Source organism: Syntrophorhabdaceae bacterium (genome assembly GCA_036504895.1).
In the GTDB taxonomy this organism is placed as follows: Bacteria; Desulfobacterota; Syntrophorhabdia; order Syntrophorhabdales; family Syntrophorhabdaceae; genus PNOM01.
In genome coordinates this window covers 40,091-57,763 of record DASXUJ010000024.1, presented here as the reverse complement: position 1 = coordinate 57,763, position 17,673 = coordinate 40,091, and the positions used below count along the sequence as shown (strand labels likewise).

Below are 17,673 nucleotides of genomic sequence, written 5' to 3'. Positions count from 1 at the left end.
TTTTCCCTATATCCCCATAAGCTGGACGACGAGCTCGCGCCGTCTCGGCCTATTGTCGAATTCGGCGAGCACCACCTGCTGCCATGTGCCCAGCAGCAGTCTGCCGTCCTCGAAAGGCAGGGTGAGTGAAGGGCCCGTGAAGGCAGCGCGGACGTGGCTGAACCCGTTGGCGTCTCCCCACGTGTCGTCATGGTGATAATGGACTCCCGAGGGGGCGAGTTTCTCGTAAAATTCGGTGATGTCCTTTATCATGCCCGGCTCGTACTCGAAAGTCGTGATGCCCGCGGTGGAGCCCGCGACGAAGACCGTCATATTCCCGTCCATGAGGGTCGATTTGTTAAGGAGCCGCTGGAGCTCGCCCGTAATGTCGGTCAGGTCGCCCGCTCCCTTTGTCTCGAAGGTGATTCTCTCGTTCATGATGTTCATGGTAGTTGCCCCCTCTCGTCATTCCTTCACCTCAATACTAATCTCATACGCCTTTTCACGCAACAGGAATTTAATCGGCCCTGTCCGCGGCCGCGGGCTTATTGACATGACCCCAGATCGTGCATAACATTAATAGACGTTTTTGAAAGAAACTTACCACACGAAATAAGGAGACTGTGCCCATGATCCACCCGACTCTGAAGAAGTGCATCCTCCCCGGCCTGCTCATTGCGGGGTTCGTCCTCCTCCTCATGCCCTTTTTCGGAGAGGCAAAGGAAGGGGCTGCCGCGGACGGAGCGGCTTTTGCGCCCATGGCCGGTCCGGGCAAGAAGATTTCCATGGGAAGCACCCATTACCTCATCTATAGCTTCGACCGGACGCCTAAGCTCGGCATGCTCATCACGAAGATAGAGATTTTTACGAAAGAAGGAAAGAAGGATACCTCCTTCGAGTTGAAAGGCGACGCGGGGATGCCTTCCATGAAGGGCGCCCACGAGACGGGCGACAAGACGTTCAGCCTCTCCAAAAGGGGCGATTATCTCCTGCCCGTGAACATTGTCATGCCCGGTGATTGGGAGATCCGGGTAACCATATCAAAGGAGGGAAAGGTCGTCATGCGCGGCAGGGTGAACTTTGACGTATAGGCTCCTCCTTCTCATCGCAATTTTTTTCGCTTCCGGCGGCGCCGTGCAGGCGGCCGACCAGCTTCTCTATTTCGAGTCCCAGGGCATCATGGGGTATTCATCAGAGCTGAGAAAGACAATTTATTATTCCCAGAACCCCGACGCGGAGATGCAGAAGCCGAGCGTGGGATTCGATTACCTGAAGCGGTTCTCCGGCGAGTCCGGGGACTGGGGCACCTTCGCCCTCCAGGCCCGCGCGGCCCTTACCGTAAACGGTCTTGATGGTGCGGACTCGATAAAATGGGAGCCCCAGGTGTATAACGCCTATTTCAAGGTGAGGACCCCGGGTCCCTACGTGTGGGTAGGTCACAACCGCCCCGCCTTCGGCCTCGGCTCCTATTTGGACAGCCATGCCCTTCTGCTTCGGACCCTCGCGATCCAGGGCTTCGGGTACGACCGCGACTGGGGCGCGGGGCTCTCAAAGGATTTTTCATGGGGAGACGTGGCGGCCACTTACACGACCGGCTCCGGTATGCCCGTCTATGCCCGTGGCAACTCCATGGCCGCGTCCCGCATATCCTACGGGGTCTTGAGCCGCGACAATTACAACATCGGATTTTCCGCGGGCTACGGAAAGACCCTCGACACCATGGGATATAACCTGAGAGATCCGAAGGCCCAGGAGATGAGGCTCGTGGGCGCCGACTTCGCCATTCTGAGGGACCGTTGGGAGCACCGTTTTGACATCCTCGCGGGCACCTGGCTCGACCAGGATACTTATGCCATGATGTATCGAATCGGGTTTAACGTGGACCCTGAGAACCGGCTCAAGCTGGAGATCCAGCCCACCTACTGGAAACAGGGGTTCGACCGGGACTGGCAGGCGGCATTCTGCGCCTCGAGCCAGATCACCTCCGACCTCACCCTGCGCCTCATGTATCAGTACGACCACAATACCACCGATTCGAGCATAATATTCCAAATTTATTTTTATAAGCTGGTACTCTGATCGAGTGGGGTGCCGGCGGAGAAGGAGTATGAAAAAGAACAGACGAAACGTAGGGGCAGTAAGATATCTCATTTTGGCACTTTTCCTTCTGTGTTCCGGATATAGCGCCTCGTGGGCGGCGGTGGGCTGCGACCTCAACGACCCGGACAGGGACGTGGCGAGACTTTTTCCGCAATCCACGGGATATAAGACGGTCTATACCTCGATTCAGAAGAAAGGAGGGGAAAAGCTCCTCGCCACCGTGGAGCGGCGGCTCGGCGACAAGTTCCACGGCATCTATGAAACCATAGACGTGCCCTATACAATCTACGAGGTCAACCAGGGAAAGAAGAAAGTGGGCTATATCCACGGGGTCAATCAGAAGGGCCAGTTCGGGGGTATCCAGGTCTTCCTGGTGCAGGACCTCGAAGGGACAATAAAGGGTTTTTACATCCAGAAGATGACGAGCCAGTACGCGGGAAAGCTGAGGGACCCTAAATTCGCCAAACAGTTCGTCGGCCTGGATCTCAAAGACTTCGAGAAGTATGATGTCGCCTCGGGCAAGGCCGCGGGGAAGGCAGGCGAGATAAAGAACCCGGCGCCCGAAGCGGAAGGGGATTTCAGGGCAGCCCTCAGGGCCGCCAAGAAGAACCTCATACTCATGGATGAATTCGTCTTTTCAGCGCAATCCGCGCAGGAGGGTAACAGGAAATGATTACCAAGTTTCAGGTTGCATACAAGAACCTTTTGAGAAAAAAAGTGCGCACTGTGCTGACCGTCGTCGGCATCGCCCTTTCCGCATGGGTGCTCGTGAGCCTTCTCGGCTTCAATAAGGGCTACGAAGCATCTTTAAATAAGGATATCGACAACATGGGGTTCCAGCTCATGATCATGGCGAAGGGCTGCCCTTATGAGGCGGCGACCCTCATGCTCAAAGGGGGGACGGGGCTCCGCTACATGGACGAATCGGTGATGAAGGATATCACGAAGGAGCCCGAGGTGGACAAGATCACGCCAATACTCATGTCTGCGGTCTTCGATCCGAATAAGGGGGAGAGCGGCGGCATCGCCGCCTATTTCGGGGTCGATCCGAAAAGCTTTTCGGAGATGAAGCCCTTCCTGAAATTCAGGCAGGGCGGCTGGTTCAAGAGCGAGGAAGGAAACGAGGCGGTCATGGGCTTCGAGGCAGCCGAACTCGAGCAGCGCGAGGTAGGGGATATGATCCTCATGCCGGAAAAGAACGTGCAGTTCAAAGTGGTGGGCATCCTCGAAAGGACCGGCACCCAGGACGACGGCACCATCTTCGTGCCCATGAAAACCCTGCAAACCATCTTCAAGAGGCCCAACGAGATTACCACCATCGGCATCAAGCTCAAGAAGGGGGCGAACAGCGGCCCCCTCGAGGAGAAGCTCTACAAACTCCCGGACGTACAGATCGTCAGCCTCGCCCAGGTGAAAGATACGATCATGAAGCTCATCTCCACGGCAAAGGTGATGGTCCTCTCCATCGCGGTCATCGCCATCGTCATCGCCATGGTGGGGGTGATTAATACTATCCTCACCTCCGTGTGGGAAAGGTTTCAGGAGATCGGGATCTTAAAGACCATAGGGGCCATGCCGTGGGACATATTCAAGCTGATCTGGCTGGAGACGAGCATGCTCTGCACCGTGGGCGGCGTTCTCGGCATCATCTTCGCCCTCATCCTTTCGAGGGTCACGGATATCGTCATGCGCCGCGTCCTGCCCTATGCGCCGGGCGGCGGTCTGGTCCGGATAGACGGGGAGCTCATCGTGACGACCCTCATCGGGATTATTGTGATAGGGCTCCTGAGCGGGCTCTATCCCGCATGGAGAGCGGGAAGGATCCGGCCCTTAGAGGCCATACGGGGGGAGACGGGAAGATGAGCGAAACACGGGAAACCATAAAGGCGGCACAACTGACCAAGGTATATTCGCGGGGGATCGAGGAAGTGGTCGCGGTGAACAATGTCTCCTTCAAAATAATGAAGGGCGACTTCATCTCGATCATCGGCCCTTCCGGGTCGGGAAAAACCACCCTCGTCAACCTGATAGGCTGCCTCGACAACCCGACCGGCGGGGAGCTCTTCATCAACGACCGGATGATATTCGGCGGAGGCAAAAGACTCTCCGAGCGGGAGCTGACGAGAATAAGGAGGGAGGCCTTCGGCTATATCTTTCAGAACTTCTACCTTATTCCCACCCTGAGCGTCCGGGAGAACGTGCTCCTTCCCCTGACCTTTTATCAAAAGCCGGGCACGGAACAGGAGGCAGACAAGCTCCTCGCCCTTCTCGGGATCGACCACAGGAAGAACCATCTTCCGGGCCAGATCTCGGGCGGCGAGATGCAGAGGGTAGCCATCGCGAGGGCCATGGTCAATAAGCCGGAGATACTCCTTGCCGATGAGCCTACAGGCAATCTCGACACGAAGCGGTCGGAGGAGATCGTCAGGGTCCTCAAGCAGTTGAATAAAGAGGTGGGTCTTACCGTCATAATGGTTACCCACAACCCGGAGCTCGCCCGTTACGCGGACCGGATGCTCGAGATGCGGGACGGGAACATCGGCGAGATCGATATATCGCAAGGCAAAGGGAAGACCGGTCCGGTTGCCGCAGCCGTCACTTAAACAAAACCGGGAAAAGAACCGGGTGAAACTCAAATACAGGAGGAACAGGATGGGAAGGAAGTTTACATGGGTCGCAATTGCAGTGTTTTGTCTCCTCTCCGGCATAGCGGCATGGGCCCAGATGCAGCCGGATATCGCCACCCACAAGGCGTGCAGCAATTGCGGCATGGACAGGGAGAGATTCAATACATCGCGCATGGTCGTCGAATTCAGCGACGGCACGACAAAGGCAGTCTGCAGCCTCCGCTGTGCGATTGATGAAATGGGGCGGCACCAGGATAAGGCTGTAAAGTCGATCAAGGTCGCCGACTATAATACCAAAAAGCTCATCGACGCGGAGAAGGCCTTTTGGGTAGTGGGGGGAGAAAGGCCGGGCGTGATGGCGAGAGTGGGAAAATGGGCGTTTGAAAAGAAAGAAGACGCCGAGGTATTCATTAAAACCAACGGGGGAAATCTCGCGACCTTCAAGGAAGCAACAGCCGCGGCCCGCGAAGAGATGGGCAAGGGACGAAAGATGATGGGCGGCAAAGGAATGCCCGAAGGCATGAAGCCCTGATTTCAGGTTAGATTTGCAATCCCCGCACGGTACTGAAGGCAAGGACCGCAGAAAGGCGTGCGCCCCTTGCCGTTTTCAATCATTGTTTGAATTTAAACCCGTAGAGAATTGTATCGGAGGGCACAGGATATTCCATTTTGTGACGATAGGGCCCTAAAGTCAATGAAACTATGTCTTTTGCCCGCCCCTCGGCGAATACGCCATGCCGGGATCGGCTCCTTTCTCCAAATCAAGCAGCAGGGCCTTACGGTCGAGGCCTCCTGCATACCCGGTAAGTCGGCCGTTCGACCCTATCACGCGATGGCACGGAACAATGAGGGAGAGGGGATTTCTCCCTATTGCGCCCCCCACGGCCCGCGGGTAAGCCGCCCGACCCTGCTCGCGGAGCTGAATCGCGAGCGCCCCGTAAGTGGATGTTTTTCCTGCGGGTATGGTTCTCAACAGTCCCCACACCGCCCTTTGAAACGGAGTGCCCCGTAGCGACAGAGGTATGTCGAAGTTTTCGGGCCGGCCACTGAAATAGGCGTCGAGCTGCGTGCCCAGGGCCTTGAAAAGGGGGTAATCGGGTTCTTCGGACCATTCTTTCCCGTAATTACAGTCATATTTTTGACCGGAAAATCTGAGTCCCACCAGGGCGTCTCCTTCCGCGGCAGCCCTCATTTCCCCCAAGGGGGTGAAGATAGTACATTTCCTTAATTCCATTCTTTTGCTCCTTGATATGATCGAAGTTATATGTGTTTCATCAGTAACGCGTTATAGAACCGGACCGGCCTTTTCCCGGCGGGCCTTTTGCAGATAGTCCCACAGGGCCACCAGCGCATAGGCCCGCCACGGGGACCACGTCCGGGCCAATGCCTCGACCTCCCCCTGGGGTGGGTTCCCGAGGGCCTTTCTCACCCCGTAATCGGTAGAGGGGAAGGCGTCCGGCCAGCCAAGGGCGCGTAAGGCCAAATACTCAACCGTCCAGGGGCCGAAGCCGGTCAGGGTTGCGAGATGTTTTATCTCCTCCTCGACATCGCTGTCCGGGCCGAGCCGTATCTCTCCCTTTCTCAATGCCTCCGCCACTGCCATGATCGAGCGGGACCTCGCCCCGGTCACCCCGAGGGAGCCCAGGCGGTCCTCCACTTCCGTGCCGAGGCCGCAGATCTGTTCGGGGGAAGGAAAAATAAGGGTCAGCTCTTTAAAAGGGGTCTCGATCGGCTCGCCCAAATGGGCCGCAACCCGGGTGGCGAGGGTCCGGGCGGCCCGCACCGTGATCTGTCGTCCCATGACGGCCCTCACGGCCATTTCGAAGCCGTCGAAGGAATGGGGCACCCGAAGTCCGGGCTCGAAAATGGGTTCTTCCCCCACCCGCATGCCGCCGATTCCCTTTTGGACCTCGTCGGGGGAGCAGTCGAGGTCGAAAAGGAAGCGCACACGCATGAGCACCTGGTTTATGACGGGAAAAAGAGACGAAGAGAGGCTGAGGCGGAGCATGTTCCGCTCCGGCACATTTCTGACCTCGATCCAGCCTTTGCAGGTCTTTCCTTTGCGGCTCACCGAGACGGTGCGCATATAGCGCGAGCCCTCCGTATGCTCCACGCCCGCGATCTCCCTCAGCTCAAAAAAGCGGAGCAGCCTCTCCCACGCGAGGGGCGGCCTGTAGGCGAGGGAGAGGGCAATGGGCGACTCGGGGCCGGGACCGACCTTGGCTTTCTTCCGGAAATCCGTGGGGGAGAGGGTGTAGCGGGACCGAAAAAGGGCATTCAATCGCCGTACGCTGCCGAATCCGGCATCCATGGCAACCTGGGTTACGGACAGACCCGTATCGGTGAGAAGCCGCTTGGCGGTGAGGAGCCGCCGGGTCTGAAGCCACGCCACGGGCGGCGCTCCGTATTCGCGTACGAAGAGACGCCGGAGATGGCGGTCCGTGATGCCCAGGGATCCCGCGAGACCCGAGAGGGTCTCATCGGAGAGCCCGTCCGACTCCATCCTTTTCGCGGCGAGTCCCGCCAGGCGCGACTCCCCTTCGAGACGGAGAAGGTCCGGAGCCAGCTCCGGCCGGCACCTCAGACACGGCCGGTATCCCGCCGCCTCCGCCGCCGCCGCGCTCGCATAAAATGAGCAGTTCTCCTGTTTCGGGGTACGGGCAGGGCAGACCGGCCGGCAATAGATCCCGGTCGAGCTCACCCCCACGAAAAATCGCCCGTCGAACCCTGCGTTGCGGGCTCGCAGTGCGGCATAACAGGCCTCGTCATCGAGCATCATACGATTATTCCCCATTTCATATTGTCATCCAATCCGGTAAGGATAGCACTTCCGAAAACATGGTGCCCGCCATTTTCGGACATCAATGTGAGCGCCTGTTCCAGGTACATGAAAAACAGAAAAAGCAGAACGGATTCATATGTTTCGATAAGAGTGATGACAAGGGACGGGCGGATTTTGTCCTGGTTTGCTCGTCTTTATATGCTTTTGAGCAGGGGGGCGCCGGCTTTCGTGAGGCGGGCGCGGATTTTGGTCACTATCGTGGCAGTCAATTTATCGTCCTTTTCCTGATATGCGACCTTCACCACGTCGCCGGTCTTGATCTCGGCATCATCTTTGTAACCCTTCAGCTTCGCCTCGGACACATCGAAGGTCTTTGTCGTGCCCTTCCTGTTTTTGACCGAGATGAGCGCGCCATCCACTTTTTGCACTATTCCCGTGAAGGTCAGGGCATCGGTCCTCGGCCCCTTATCCTGCACCGGCTTTTCGTTTTCTCCTTCCGCGGCCAGTGCCGTCAACGAAAACGAGGCTGCCGCGGGGAAAAGGCTAATGACGAGAGCCACGATCAGTACTATCAATTTCTTCATATTCTCCCCCTCCCTGTATATTATTCCAGGTTATTCTTACTATGGGATTGGGGAACCGGGATGTCAACTGCCCGTGTGAAAGCGGGGAGTGCATGCTAGAAGATTTACGGGGTTTTCACGGGCTTGACCTCCACCACCCTGTCGTCGCCGTCGTAGGTTATGGAAACATAGCGCGTATCCCCGGTAAAGCCTTCCACGGGCGTGCCGATCACCTCCCAGACGCCGAGGGTGAGCACGTCCATCAAGCCGTGGAATACCGCCCTTCCGGGGCTGGGGGTATTTCCGGTCTCATATTTATACACGCAGAGCATCCGGCCATTGGGTAAAGAGATGGATTTCACCGGGGCAGAGCCGATATTGAGCTCAACTTCGCCCCTTTTCACCTTCTCCTTCACTGCCGTCAGATTGGGCTCAGGTTTTCCGGAAATCGCCATGCCCACGGAACATCCTGAGAGACTCCCCAGAATGAGGCAACAGAATATTATCCTTTTCATGAACCCCCTCTCCTTCGAAACAAAATCCGTAATAGCCGGCTAAGGGATAGTAAAGCATAATCCTCATTCATTTGTAACCCTTTCCTTCGCCTTCTCCGTGGTCCCTTGACAGACATTCCGGAGGTGCTTATCAAAGGAAAAAGGAAGAAGAGTACCCCAGGCTCGCGCTTTTAACCACCCCACACAAAAAGCTGCCCTCAAAAGGTTCACGTCGATAGCGCCCGATGGACCAATGCACAGGAGTTGAAGGATGGAAAATCGAAGACCCGAAAAAGGGAATAACCCCTATGAACCGGTAACCGGCACGTGCGATGTGGCCCGGCCTCCTTGCGGCCCGACAGCTTCGGGATGGATAACGCACGAGCCGGATGACATAGGGAGGGACCGGGAAGTGACGGCCGGTCCCCAAAAGAATCAGGACGAACTGAATGAAACCGTCAGTTTATTCCAAAATTGGAGGTGGCGATGCTTAAACCGACAAGTATAATGGTACCGACCGATTTTTCCGAATACGCGGATAAGGCATTGGGGCAAGCCCTGGACATTGCCGTGCAGTGTGCGGCCAGGGTGCATGTTCCTCACGTAATTCAGGAGAAGATACACAGGGGGTCCCTCGAATTCTCGTTCAGCGACGATATGCTGGAGGCATTCAAAAGGAACAGCATGGAAGCGGCGGAAGAGAGCCTTGCGAAACAGGTGGAGAAATTCTCCGGAGCACATCAGGTGCAGCTCACTACCCGCGTAATAACGGGCATTCCTTACGAGGCTATCCTGGAGGAAGAGAAGGAAAGGGGAATAGACCTCATCGTGATGGGCTCGCGGGGCAAATCGATCTTTGCGAGATATGCCTTAGGAGGAGTAGCCCGCAACGTGGTGAAGCGCGCAACGTGCCCTGTCCTGCTGACTAAATGATCTTTTGCCTTGAAGGACAGCCGTCAGGGGGCCGCAAGGAGGCCGGGCCGCCCTTCAGGACAGGGCGGGACCAGTGAACCCGGCCTGTCCGGGATTTTCGCCGGAAAATACCCGCCGGCGATGCCCGTGATCAATCAAGGGGTCCTGGTGGGCTTTACTTCCACGACCCTGTCATCATTGTCATAGGTGACCGCCACGTAATGGGTCTGCCCTACGAGACTTTCCACCGGAGTGCCGATTACTTCCCATGCGCCGAGGGTAAGGATGTCCAATGCGCCGTGAAGTGCCGCCCTTCCCGGACTTGGGGTATTCCCGACCTCATACTTATAGACGCAGAGCAGATATCCGTTGGGCAAGGAGAGCATTTTCACGGGAGCGGAGCCGATATTGAGCTCGACTTCCCCCATCTTCGCTTTCTCTTTCACTACCGACAGATTGGGCTCAGGTTTTCCGGAGACCGCCATACCTACGGAGCATCCGCAGAGACTCCCCAGAACGAGGCAATACAGTAACATCTTCTTCATGACGCCCTCTCTTCATCAAATTTATGAATGTACCGGAATGGATAGAACTAAGCGGAAAGGGATCTTGATCAAAGATGAGGTAATCAGGTTTGTCCTTGTTGTGTTGAAAAGAGATCCAAACGCCAGCTTTTGCTTCCCCTGCCGGTCCCTATTATAAACGGTTGGCAGGGCTTAAATCAACAATAAAGAACGTGCCGAATCGGCCCTGACCGGGAATCGGGAATTGAAAAGGGGTACGATAAAGGCCCGTTGTGACGATGGTATTATAGATATTGATATGTAGTAAGCTTAACCTATTGACAATAGTATTAAAAAATTAATATCATATCAATAATAGTTGATATGATATGTGCATGAGGAGGGAACATGGATGATATAAGGACGAAGAAAACGGTGAGGGAGGCATACAGCAGCATCGCGACCCAGGGCAAATCGTGTTGCGGCGGCTCCGCAGGGGACCTGATCGATTTCGCGAAAGTACTCGGTTATTCGGACGAGGAGCTTGCCACGCTGCCGGAGGGGGCCAACCTTGGGCTCAGCTGCGGAAACCCCACGGCCCTGGCCTCCCTTAAAGAGGGGGAAGTGGTGGTCGACCTCGGCTCGGGCGCAGGCTTCGATTGTTTTGTCGCCGCCCCGAAGGTGGGCGCAACGGGAAAAGTGATAGGCGTCGACATGACTCCTGCCATGGTGGAGAAGGCGCGGGAGAATGCGAAAAAGGGCGGCTTCTCCAATGTGGAGTTCCGGCTTGGGGAGATCGAGAACCTTCCCGTGGCGGACAATGCCGTTGACGCGGTCATCAGCAATTGCGTCATCAACCTCTCGGTGGATAAGGCGCGGGTTTTCGACGAGGTCCGAAGGGTCCTCAAGCCGGGAGGCAGGATCGCGGTCTCCGATATGGCCCTCACGAGGGACCTGCCGGGTAGGGTGAAACAAAACGCCGAGGCATACGTGGGCTGCATTGCGGGGGCCGTGACGCTGGATGAATACAGGGGTCTCGTCGAAAAAGCGGGCTTCAGGGAGATCACGGTGATCGCAGCGGGCAAATCGGCCTGCGCCGATCCCGGTACGAAAGACCCGATAGGCAAAGAGTTCCTCAAGTGGCTCGGAGAGGGAGAGTCCCTTAACGACTACGCGGTAAGCGTCTACGTGGAGGCCCGAAAGTGAGCCATAGGGGGACGAATAGAACAGGCGGTGCGGCCCAGGGAGAGACGGTAGAACTTCCTGTGGGACCGGAGCGCAGCGGAGAGCCGGTAAAAGAGATGCTCTCCTTATTCAAGGCCCTCTCGGACGAGACGCGCCTCAGGATGCTGAAGCTCCTCGGCAACGGCGAGCTCTGTGTCTGCCATGTGGTTGCTGCCTTTCATATGAGCCAGTCGAAGGTCTCCTTTCATCTCGGCGTGCTCAGGGCAGCGGGTCTGGTGAAAGACAGGAAAGAAGGGAAGTGGATGCACTACAGGATCGATGATTCGGACCTGTTCAGGCGTCTTTTGGTTCTGTCCGTAGTGGAGAAGGTCCCGGATGAGATGGTGAGGGAGGACAGGATAAGACTTGCAGCATTCATGAAAGAGAGCGCCCCGCCCCTTCTCCCTGCCGGCCGTTGCTGCGCGGCACGGGCATAAGGACAGGGCAAAGGAGGGTGTATGGCCCCGGGAGAAAAGAAGAAAGTCCTTTTCCTGTGCACGGGAAATAGCTGCAGGAGTCAGATGGCCGAGGCGTGGGCGCGTCGCCTGAAGGCCGGCCTAATAGAGCCCTACTCCGCCGGGGTCGAACCGAAAGGCATCGATCCACGGGCAGTGCGGGCCATGGCCGAGGCGGGGATAGACCTCTCGGGACAGAGATCGAAATCTCTTGCCGCAGTGGAAGGCATAGAATTCGATTATGTCATCACCCTGTGCGAAGACGCGGCAGCCGCATGCCCCGTCTTCCCGGGCAAGTCCCGGCTCATCCACAAAGCCTTCGACGACCCTCCCCGCCTCGCCCAGGGCGCCGCGAGCGAGGAAGAAGCCATGTCCCCTTACCGCCGGGTAAGGGATGAGATCATGGCCTATATAGAGACCCTGCCGGAAGGGCTGGAATAAAAATCTCTAACCCGGCCGGAGGCGGGCGGCGCATATGGAGCCTCCCGCGAATTCCGAAAGGCAGACACCATCCGCAAAGCTTATCGGGCGCCTTTTCCGGAGTGGATTGCCCCGGGATTTTTCCTGTGTTATACTAACTATTGTCCCACTTCCACAATTTCAAGGAGTTAGCATAATGATAGGTGAAGAAGCATTGTACATGAGTCCTGATGATTTCCCCAAAGTGCCTTTCGTGCTTGACGGGCTTTCATCGCGATTCGTGAAGGAAAACAGGGTTATCCCCCTCGAGTTGAAGAACAATATATTGAAAGTCCTCATGGCGGACCCCTCGGACCGCGAGGTGATCGACGCGCTGCGGGTGGCGGTCGCGGCGGAAGTGGTCGTCTATACCGGGGACGGCTCCCTCATCGAGGAATATATTACAAAATTCTACGGCCAGGAAACCCAGAATATCAACCGGATCATAGAAGATATCCACGAGGATGGTCTCGAGTTCATCCAGGACGAGGAAGAGGACGTGGGCCATCTCAAGGACCTGGCGTCGGAAGCCCCCATCATCAAGCTCTGCAACCTTTTCATCACCCGGGCCGTGGAGGCCAGGGCGAGTGATATCCATATCGAGCCTTTCGAGGACGAGCTCAAGGTGAGGTACCGCATCGACGGCGTGCTCCACGACGTGGAGACCGCGCCAAAGAGGCTCCAGGCAGCGATCGTCTCCCGAATAAAGATCATGTCCAAGATGAATATCGCGGAGCGGAGGCTCCCCCAGGACGGCAGGATCCGCCTTCGCGTGGGAGAGCGGGAGATAGACCTCCGGGTCTCCACCATCCCCATCGTCCACGGCGAAGGGGTGGTCATGAGGATACTCGACAAGGAGACCGTGGTGGTGAATCTCGACCTCCTGGGCTTTCTGCCCGAGACGTTGACGACTTTTAACGGCCTTATCAAGAAGCCGAACGGCATTGTCCTGGTAACGGGGCCCACCGGAAGCGGAAAGACCACTACTCTTTACGGCGCCCTCGACAAGGTCAATTCCCCGGACAAGAAGATCATTACCGTGGAAGACCCGGTGGAATATCAGATCAAGGGCATAAACCAGATCCAGGTGAAAACCCAGATCGGACTCGATTTCTCCAATACTCTGCGTCATATCGTGCGGCAGGACCCTGATATCATCATGATCGGCGAGATCAGGGACCTTGCCACGGCGGAGATCGCGATACAGTCGGCCCTTACGGGCCACCTCGTCTTTTCCACCCTCCACACGAACGACGCACCGAGCGCGATCACGAGGCTCCTCGACATGGGGGTGGAAAGTTTTCTTCTTTCGTCCACCGTGCGAGGGATCCTCGCCCAGCGCCTAGTGCGTGTCATCTGCCGGGAATGCAAAGAGATCGACACGTCCGGCGCGGACCAGGCGGAGCTCGACATCATGGGGCTGTCGAAAGACGTGACCCTCTTCAGGGGGCGCGGCTGCGAGGCATGCGCCTATACCGGCTATTATGGAAGGCAGGGCATATTCGAGCTTCTCGTGATCGATGAGGAGATACGAAAGATGATCCTCAGAAACGCGGACTCGATCCAGACGCGGCAGGCGGCGCGTGAGCGGGGTATGAGGACCCTTCTTGAGGATGGCGTGATAAAGGTCAGGAACGGAATCACCACCCTGTCCGAAATCCTCCGCGTGACCCAGGAGGTGTAATGGCTGTTTTTTCTTACCAGGCAACTACAATGGCCGGCGAAACCATCGAGGGAGTGATCGATGCCGCCGACGAAAAGGTCGCAATAGAGAGACTCAGAAGCACCGGCGTCATACCCCTCAAGGTTCAGGCCCCGAGGCAGAAGGGGCTGAGAGGCATATCTTTCAAACGTTCGAAAGGAGATCTCCTCACCTTTACCTCCGAATTGTCCGTGCTCCTGAGCGCAGGGCTCCCCCTGGACAGAAGCCTCAATATCCTCTCCGATATATCTGAAGGCAAGGATATGAAGGAGATCGTCCAATCGGTGCTCAAATCGATACGGGAGGGAAGCTCCTTCTCCGATGCCCTGCAGAAGCACCCGAAGGCCTTTCCCAGGCTCTACGTCAACATGGTCCGGGCGGGCGAGACGGGCGGGGTGCTCGACGTGGTGCTTGAAAAATTGAACGAATTTCTGGAATCATCAAAGGAATTAAAGGACCATATCATCTCCGCCATGATCTATCCCCTGATCCTGAGCATTACGGGAGGGGTCTCCATAATTATTCTCCTCACTTTCGTGCTCCCCAAATTTTCGACTATTTTCGCCGAGCTCGGCGGCTCTCTGCCGCTCAATACCAAGATACTTCTCGCCGTGAGCGACGGGATGAGGTCCTACTGGTGGGTCGGCTTCGCGGGCATGGCAGCCCTGTGGCTCCTGTTCAAGAGCTGGATCAAATCGAAGAACGGGCGCTACCAGTGGGATGGGATAAAGTTGAGGCTCATGGGGGACCTCCTGAGGAAGCTCGAGACCGCACGGTTCTGCAGGACCCTGGGCACGCTTCTGAGAAGCGGCGTCTCTTTTCTTCAGGCCCTCAATAACTCGAAGGACGTGATCACGAACCAGGTGATCGCCTCCGGCCTCGACAGCGTTGCAAAAGGCGCGAAGGAAGGCAAAGGCATTGCAGGCCCCCTCGCGGAAGCAAGGGTGGTCCCGGCGCTGGCCCTCTCCATGATAAAGGTCGGAGAGGAGACGGGGCAGCTTGACGTGATGCTCCTCAAGGTCGCCACCGCCTATGAAAAAAGCTTGAGGGACGCGGTAAAGAGGTTCGTCGGTTTTTTCGAGCCCGCCATGATTCTCGTAATGGGACTTGTCATCGCCTTCATCGTCATATCCATGCTCATGGCCATCTTCAGCATTACGGACCTGCCTTTTTGAGGTTTTTATGAAGAATCGACCTATATCCGTCGCCGGTTCCGGGGGGTTTACCCTCCTCGAGCTGATCATCGTCATGCTTCTGGCGAGCCTTATGCTCGGATTGGGGGGCGTATTCGTGGCGAGCACCCTCCCTTCCGCCCGTCTCGCCTCCACTGCCCGCGATATCTCGGCCGCCATACGGCAGACGCGGCTTCTCGCCCAGAACCGCGGAATGGACCTGGCCCTCGTATTCGACCTAGACCGGCGCCTCTACGGCATTGAGGGCGTGGGGGTACGGAAACTGCCCGCGGAGGTTTCCCTCGGAGTAGTCGATCCCTATAGCGGCATTATGCGGAATGGAAGGTATTCCATGAACTTCTCCTCCACAGGGGGAATTGAAGGCGGAGTGGTGGTCCTCTCGTACAAAAAGAAAGCAATTTATATCGAGACCGACCCGGTGGTGGGGGTCGTGAGGCTGCGCCAATGATCCGGAAAATGAAACTATATAATCCCTCCCATAACACAAATAGACGTCCGGCCGAGGAGGGGTTCACACTCCTCGAGGTCCTGGTGGCGCTCGCTATCCTGGGCATGGCGGTGACCGTCGTCTTTCAGCTTTTTGCCGCTGATTTGAGGGCGGTAAGGGCTTCGGAGGATTACGTGGCTGCCTCAATCCGGGCTCAGGCGAGGTTGAGAGAGATCGTCGACGATGAAACCCTTACCGAAAAGGCGTGGAGCGAGACTACCACTGAAGGGTACAGGGTCGACGTCGTGGTGGCGCCCGCCTTGCCGGAAAGGACCAAGGACCTCCAGGTCCAGCTCCTCGACGTCATGCTCACCATCTACTGGGTGAAAGACTCCCGGACAAAGGTCATGACTATGCGGACCATCAAGATGATCCCGAAAAAGGTGACATGATGGCGCGGCTATCGACGCGACGGCAGACGGGGAAGATCGAGGGGACGGACAAGGGCTTCACCCTTCTCGAGGTCATAATCGCGATCACCATGGTGGCGGCGATTATCGTGGTGATCGCCGGCGCCATGAGGCTCGGCACCCGTTCTATCGCGAGCGGTGAAAAGAAGATAGAAAACCTCGAGAGGTTCAGGGCTTCTTTCACCATCGTCGACGCCCAGGTGCAATCCGCGGTGCCCCTTACCTACGACGATCTCGGCAACAAAAGACCCTATTTCGAAGGTGGGCGCGATTTTCTCAGGATGGCGACCAATTATTCGATCTGGGGCGGGAGACGGGGCTATGTGGTCGCCGAATACAGGGTCCAGACGGATGAAAACGGCAAAGCGGTCCTTTTGGCTGCCGAATCACCCGTGGGGGCGGCGAACAAGCGGACCACGACCCTTTTCAAAGGTTTCGATCAGATAATATTCGAATATTTCTCCCAGGAGGCCACGGACGAGGCAGGGAAATGGGTGGACCAGTGGGCCGACGATACGAAGACCCCTCTTAAGGTGAGATTGTCGGTCGTAAGCGGCCAAAGGGTTATCTCCCTCATTATGCCCATGAGGTCGGAGGGTCTGCAAAACGAGGCCGGTCTTGGGCCCGCGTCCATGGAGATGAGGCCGGTCCTCCTGGCGGCGTTGGGCGGGATATCCGGCAGGTGGAGGCAGTCATATGGCGCCTGAATCGCGCAATCCCGGAGGGGCAGGGGCGATATTCGGCTCCGAAAAGGGCGTAGCCCTCCTCATGGTGCTCTGGGTCATGACCATCCTCATGGTCATCGCCCTTTCCTTCACCTTCATGACGAAAAGCGAGAGCCAGGCGACCCTTTTCTTCAAAGAAGGGGCGGAGAAGAAATTTATCGCCGAAGCCGGGATGCAGAGGGCGGTCATGGAGATGTTCTACAAGGGGTGGTATAAGAACCAGCCTGCAACCCTGGAAGGCAGCGAGGTAGTGAAGCTCGACGGCACGAAATATACGGGCAAGCTGGGAAATGACTATTATGTCTACTCCGTCCTCGACGAATCGGCAAAGCTCAATGTCAACCTTTTGTCCGACACGTCCGCTATAATATTGAACAACCTGCTCGTGAACAGAAAAATACCGAAAGAACAGGCGGACATTATAGTCGATTCCGTCCTCGATTGGATGGATACGGACGATAATCACCGGCTCCACGGAGCGGAAAACGAGTATTACATGAGCCTGCCCAACCCGTACAAGGCGCGAAACGGAAAATTCGAGTCGGTGGAAGAGTTCTTGCTCATAAAGGGAATGACCCCGGAGATCCTCTACGGCAACGGGACTACGCCTGGGCTCATCAATGTGATTACCGTATATACGAAATCGGGAGCGGATAAGATCAACCTCAATTATGCGTCGAAAGAGCTGCTCCAGGCGCTGCCCAACATGACGCCGGAAATGGCGGACCAGATCATCACGCTGCGCGCCGCAGGGGAGATCAAAGATATCGAGCAGGTGAAGACTTCGCTGGGAGAAGCGTTCAGGGCGGTCTCCGACCGTGTGACCGTGGCAAGCGAAGCGAGCATATATGATATTGAATCGACGGGGTTCAAGGCCGGCGGACACCAGGGGCTTTCAGTGAAAGCCATCGTCGAAATACAAGGCGAGGGGAAGTACCGATGCATATATTATAAGAGCCCCTCGGGAATCACGCAGGCGCCGACCGGCGATTCTACGCTCGAAAAAAGGTGAGCAGAGGAATGAAGGGCCCCCGGGAATGAAAATTACAGGAAGAGAC

The 17,673-nt window shown here is 56.7% G+C and carries 22 protein-coding genes; 16 read left to right on the top strand and 6 right to left on the bottom strand.

Annotated features, from left to right (window positions below):
• Window positions 1–6: 6 nt before the first annotated feature.
• Window positions 7–426 (bottom strand): secondary thiamine-phosphate synthase enzyme YjbQ, encoded by a 420-nt coding sequence (locus VGJ94_03285; GenBank protein HEY3275620.1) that lies wholly within the window; start codon window positions 424–426, stop codon window positions 7–9.
• A gap of 182 nt (window positions 427–608) precedes the next feature.
• Between VGJ94_03285 and VGJ94_03280 the strand changes: the two genes are divergently transcribed.
• Genes VGJ94_03280 through VGJ94_03255 form a run of 6 tightly spaced genes read left to right on the top strand, consistent with a single transcriptional unit; the run spans window position 609 to window position 5,238 of the window.
• A complete protein-coding gene (locus tag VGJ94_03280) occupies window positions 609–1,070 on the top strand; it encodes a hypothetical protein (GenBank protein ID HEY3275619.1) in 462 nt (153 codons plus the stop codon).
• Window positions 1,060–2,058 carry a hypothetical protein gene (locus VGJ94_03275; protein ID HEY3275618.1) on the top strand — a complete coding sequence of 333 codons (999 nt, stop codon included), beginning with the start codon at window positions 1,060–1,062 and terminating at the stop codon, window positions 2,056–2,058. Before VGJ94_03280 ends, VGJ94_03275 begins: the two co-directional genes overlap by 11 nt.
• A 28-nt stretch (window positions 2,059–2,086) precedes the next feature.
• Window positions 2,087–2,752, top strand: coding sequence for a hypothetical protein (locus VGJ94_03270; GenBank protein HEY3275617.1), 666 nt, complete (start codon window positions 2,087–2,089; stop codon window positions 2,750–2,752).
• Complete coding sequence (locus tag VGJ94_03265; GenBank protein ID HEY3275616.1) at window positions 2,749–3,942, top strand: ABC transporter permease; 1,194 nt, start codon at window positions 2,749–2,751, stop codon at window positions 3,940–3,942. The genes VGJ94_03270 and VGJ94_03265 overlap by 4 nt, the downstream gene beginning before the upstream one ends.
• Entirely contained in the window at window positions 3,939–4,682 is a 744-nt protein-coding gene (locus tag VGJ94_03260; protein ID HEY3275615.1) for an ABC transporter ATP-binding protein, read from the top strand. The genes VGJ94_03265 and VGJ94_03260 overlap by 4 nt, the downstream gene beginning before the upstream one ends.
• Window positions 4,683–4,731: 49 nt before the next feature.
• Window positions 4,732–5,238, top strand: coding sequence for a nitrous oxide reductase accessory protein NosL (locus VGJ94_03255; protein HEY3275614.1), 507 nt, complete (start codon window positions 4,732–4,734; stop codon window positions 5,236–5,238).
• Window positions 5,239–5,406: 168 nt separating this feature from the next.
• On the opposite strand, the gene VGJ94_03250 is transcribed toward VGJ94_03255, so the two are convergent.
• The 4 genes from VGJ94_03250 to VGJ94_03235 form a co-directional block, all read right to left on the bottom strand.
• Window positions 5,407–5,940, bottom strand: a complete 534-nt coding sequence (locus VGJ94_03250; protein ID HEY3275613.1) for a methylated-DNA--[protein]-cysteine S-methyltransferase — start codon at window positions 5,938–5,940, stop codon at window positions 5,407–5,409.
• A gap of 51 nt (window positions 5,941–5,991) precedes the next feature.
• The gene (locus VGJ94_03245; GenBank protein HEY3275612.1) at window positions 5,992–7,500 is read right to left on the bottom strand and encodes an Ada metal-binding domain-containing protein; all 1,509 of its coding nucleotides are present in this window, start codon (window positions 7,498–7,500) and stop codon (window positions 5,992–5,994) included.
• Between the two features lie 182 nt (window positions 7,501–7,682).
• Window positions 7,683–8,072 (bottom strand): hypothetical protein, encoded by a 390-nt coding sequence (locus VGJ94_03240; protein ID HEY3275611.1) that lies wholly within the window; start codon window positions 8,070–8,072, stop codon window positions 7,683–7,685.
• A gap of 104 nt (window positions 8,073–8,176) precedes the next feature.
• A complete protein-coding gene (locus VGJ94_03235; GenBank protein HEY3275610.1) occupies window positions 8,177–8,566 on the bottom strand; it encodes a hypothetical protein in 390 nt (129 codons plus the stop codon).
• Window positions 8,567–9,031: 465 nt separating this feature from the next.
• On the opposite strand from VGJ94_03235, the gene VGJ94_03230 reads away from it, so the two are divergent.
• Window positions 9,032–9,478 (top strand): universal stress protein, encoded by a 447-nt coding sequence (locus VGJ94_03230; protein HEY3275609.1) that lies wholly within the window; start codon window positions 9,032–9,034, stop codon window positions 9,476–9,478.
• 134 nt (window positions 9,479–9,612) lie between these two features.
• On the opposite strand, the gene VGJ94_03225 is transcribed toward VGJ94_03230, so the two are convergent.
• A complete protein-coding gene (locus VGJ94_03225; protein HEY3275608.1) occupies window positions 9,613–10,002 on the bottom strand; it encodes a hypothetical protein in 390 nt (129 codons plus the stop codon).
• A gap of 366 nt (window positions 10,003–10,368) precedes the next feature.
• Between VGJ94_03225 and VGJ94_03220 the strand changes: the two genes are divergently transcribed.
• The 9 genes from VGJ94_03220 (at window position 10,369) to VGJ94_03180 (ending at window position 17,627) form a co-directional block, all read left to right on the top strand.
• Complete coding sequence (locus VGJ94_03220; GenBank protein ID HEY3275607.1) at window positions 10,369–11,166, top strand: arsenite methyltransferase; 798 nt, start codon at window positions 10,369–10,371, stop codon at window positions 11,164–11,166.
• On the top strand, window positions 11,163–11,621 hold the full coding sequence (locus tag VGJ94_03215; protein ID HEY3275606.1) for a metalloregulator ArsR/SmtB family transcription factor: 459 nt from the start codon (window positions 11,163–11,165) through the stop codon (window positions 11,619–11,621). The genes VGJ94_03220 and VGJ94_03215 overlap by 4 nt, the downstream gene beginning before the upstream one ends.
• Window positions 11,622–11,642: 21 nt before the next feature.
• Window positions 11,643–12,080 (top strand): arsenate reductase ArsC, encoded by a 438-nt coding sequence (locus VGJ94_03210; GenBank protein ID HEY3275605.1) that lies wholly within the window; start codon window positions 11,643–11,645, stop codon window positions 12,078–12,080.
• A 175-nt stretch (window positions 12,081–12,255) separates the two neighbouring features.
• A complete protein-coding gene (gspE, locus tag VGJ94_03205; GenBank protein ID HEY3275604.1) occupies window positions 12,256–13,782 on the top strand; it encodes a type II secretion system ATPase GspE in 1,527 nt (508 codons plus the stop codon).
• Window positions 13,782–14,975: a type II secretion system F family protein gene (locus VGJ94_03200; GenBank protein ID HEY3275603.1), complete on the top strand. Its 1,194-nt coding sequence runs from the start codon at window positions 13,782–13,784 to the stop codon at window positions 14,973–14,975. Before gspE ends, VGJ94_03200 begins: the two co-directional genes overlap by 1 nt.
• A 7-nt stretch (window positions 14,976–14,982) precedes the next feature.
• The gene (locus tag VGJ94_03195; GenBank protein HEY3275602.1) at window positions 14,983–15,441 is read left to right on the top strand and encodes a prepilin-type N-terminal cleavage/methylation domain-containing protein; all 459 of its coding nucleotides are present in this window, start codon (window positions 14,983–14,985) and stop codon (window positions 15,439–15,441) included.
• A gap of 8 nt (window positions 15,442–15,449) precedes the next feature.
• A complete protein-coding gene (locus VGJ94_03190; GenBank protein HEY3275601.1) occupies window positions 15,450–15,872 on the top strand; it encodes a prepilin-type N-terminal cleavage/methylation domain-containing protein in 423 nt (140 codons plus the stop codon).
• A complete protein-coding gene (locus VGJ94_03185; GenBank protein HEY3275600.1) occupies window positions 15,869–16,597 on the top strand; it encodes a prepilin-type N-terminal cleavage/methylation domain-containing protein in 729 nt (242 codons plus the stop codon). Before VGJ94_03190 ends, VGJ94_03185 begins: the two co-directional genes overlap by 4 nt.
• Entirely contained in the window at window positions 16,587–17,627 is a 1,041-nt protein-coding gene (locus tag VGJ94_03180; protein ID HEY3275599.1) for a helix-hairpin-helix domain-containing protein, read from the top strand. The genes VGJ94_03185 and VGJ94_03180 overlap by 11 nt, the downstream gene beginning before the upstream one ends.
• The last annotated feature ends 46 nt before the right edge of the window (window positions 17,628–17,673 follow it).

Excerpts from the sequence above, each read along its gene's own strand:
- VGJ94_03285 (HEY3275620.1), bottom strand. The coding sequence starts at position 426 with ATGAACATCATGAACGAGAGAATCACCTTCGAGACAAAGGGAGCGGGC.
- VGJ94_03280 (HEY3275619.1), top strand. The coding sequence starts at position 609 with ATGATCCACCCGACTCTGAAGAAGTGCATCCTCCCCGGCCTGCTCATT.
- VGJ94_03270 (HEY3275617.1), top strand. The coding sequence starts at position 2,087 with ATGAAAAAGAACAGACGAAACGTAGGGGCAGTAAGATATCTCATTTTG.
- VGJ94_03265 (HEY3275616.1), top strand. The coding sequence starts at position 2,749 with ATGATTACCAAGTTTCAGGTTGCATACAAGAACCTTTTGAGAAAAAAA.
- VGJ94_03260 (HEY3275615.1), top strand. The coding sequence starts at position 3,939 with ATGAGCGAAACACGGGAAACCATAAAGGCGGCACAACTGACCAAGGTA.
- VGJ94_03255 (HEY3275614.1), top strand. The coding sequence starts at position 4,732 with ATGGGAAGGAAGTTTACATGGGTCGCAATTGCAGTGTTTTGTCTCCTC.
- VGJ94_03250 (HEY3275613.1), bottom strand. The coding sequence starts at position 5,940 with ATGGAATTAAGGAAATGTACTATCTTCACCCCCTTGGGGGAAATGAGG.
- VGJ94_03245 (HEY3275612.1), bottom strand. The coding sequence starts at position 7,500 with ATGGGGAATAATCGTATGATGCTCGATGACGAGGCCTGTTATGCCGCA.
- VGJ94_03240 (HEY3275611.1), bottom strand. The coding sequence starts at position 8,072 with ATGAAGAAATTGATAGTACTGATCGTGGCTCTCGTCATTAGCCTTTTC.
- VGJ94_03235 (HEY3275610.1), bottom strand. The coding sequence starts at position 8,566 with ATGAAAAGGATAATATTCTGTTGCCTCATTCTGGGGAGTCTCTCAGGA.
- VGJ94_03230 (HEY3275609.1), top strand. The coding sequence starts at position 9,032 with ATGCTTAAACCGACAAGTATAATGGTACCGACCGATTTTTCCGAATAC.
- VGJ94_03225 (HEY3275608.1), bottom strand. The coding sequence starts at position 10,002 with ATGAAGAAGATGTTACTGTATTGCCTCGTTCTGGGGAGTCTCTGCGGA.
- VGJ94_03220 (HEY3275607.1), top strand. The coding sequence starts at position 10,369 with ATGGATGATATAAGGACGAAGAAAACGGTGAGGGAGGCATACAGCAGC.
- VGJ94_03210 (HEY3275605.1), top strand. The coding sequence starts at position 11,643 with ATGGCCCCGGGAGAAAAGAAGAAAGTCCTTTTCCTGTGCACGGGAAAT.
- gspE (HEY3275604.1), top strand. The coding sequence starts at position 12,256 with ATGATAGGTGAAGAAGCATTGTACATGAGTCCTGATGATTTCCCCAAA.
- VGJ94_03200 (HEY3275603.1), top strand. The coding sequence starts at position 13,782 with ATGGCTGTTTTTTCTTACCAGGCAACTACAATGGCCGGCGAAACCATC.
- VGJ94_03195 (HEY3275602.1), top strand. The coding sequence starts at position 14,983 with ATGAAGAATCGACCTATATCCGTCGCCGGTTCCGGGGGGTTTACCCTC.
- VGJ94_03190 (HEY3275601.1), top strand. The coding sequence starts at position 15,450 with ATGAAACTATATAATCCCTCCCATAACACAAATAGACGTCCGGCCGAG.
- VGJ94_03185 (HEY3275600.1), top strand. The coding sequence starts at position 15,869 with ATGATGGCGCGGCTATCGACGCGACGGCAGACGGGGAAGATCGAGGGG.
- VGJ94_03180 (HEY3275599.1), top strand. The coding sequence starts at position 16,587 with ATGGCGCCTGAATCGCGCAATCCCGGAGGGGCAGGGGCGATATTCGGC.